The sequence below is a fragment of the Virgibacillus sp. FSP13 genome, assembly GCF_054048505.1.
On sequence record NZ_JBSVKG010000073.1, the window covers coordinates 1 to 969 of the forward strand.

The 969-nt window shown below is 33.1% G+C and carries 1 protein-coding gene and 1 pseudogene; both read right to left on the minus strand.

Annotation, left to right across the window (positions count from 1 at the left end; genetic code table 11):
• Positions 1 to 436 (minus strand): DEAD/DEAH box helicase family protein (locus tag ACW2QC_RS20230; RefSeq protein ID WP_457545727.1); only part of this gene is annotated, 436 nt, incomplete at its 3' end.
• Positions 437 to 441: 5 nt separating this feature from the next.
• Positions 442 to 969 (minus strand): annotated as a pseudogene (locus ACW2QC_RS20235) (hypothetical protein); the annotation flags it as partial.

Consider the following 969-nt stretch of genomic DNA (forward strand, 5'->3'; position numbering starts at 1 on the left):
TCTTTTTTTGACTTTTTACCACATGCAAGTGAATATCTTTGCGATATTGGTCTCGAAAATGGAGCCTTGTACTATCTGATTTCAGAAAGTTCTCCGTACCGATACGAATAGGAAGAGTTGGCACAACAATAATGAATTTATTAATACCAAAAGTCTTATTTAACTCAAAGATAGTCTTAGCAGAGGTGTACGTTTTCCCTGTACCTGTTTCCATTTTAATATCCAAATTAAACGCCGGTTTAACAATAGGGGGAGATTCTGTAATTCCATTTTGAGATTGAATTTCCTTTATATTTTTGATTAATATGTCGGAAGTTAAATCAAAGGTGTGATTTGCTCTTGAAATGGTTCGTTGAATTAAAGGGACATCTTTAAATGTATCAACAACCCCTTCAACCGCTTTGTCTTGGTGAGGTAGGTTTTTTTCGAAATTCAACCCCATTAATACCTCACCTCCACATCAATATTCGCTGATTTACGTCCATTTCTAAGATGTTTCATATTATCAGTTATTGATGCAATAGTATTAGTAGAGAAACTATAACCGAATAAAACAATTTTATTGAAGGTAAAATCCTTATCATTTTCAATTCGTTCTATAATCTCTTTTAACTGTTCATCAATCGAGAATTCACCATCTAATAAATAAAGGGTTTGTTCCACTTTATAAGCAACATAATCACCCAATTTTAGTTCTTCAAAGTTCATGGAAAGCGGATGACCATCCTCCAACATCCATGTAGATAAAATAGCTTCTCGGCCAAATTCATCTAATAATGTATTATCGTTAATGGTTGATCCAGAAAACTCCATCATTCTGCTTAATTCATTAGTTGAAAGTTGTTCTGATATAGGAGTTGTATGGAAAATTTTAAACCCATAATCAATGTCAGTCGATTTTTCGTTTTTTATTTTCTCTGCTGCTCGTTTAATTCGTTCAATTCCGATTTCCGATAAATCGTGTGGCTT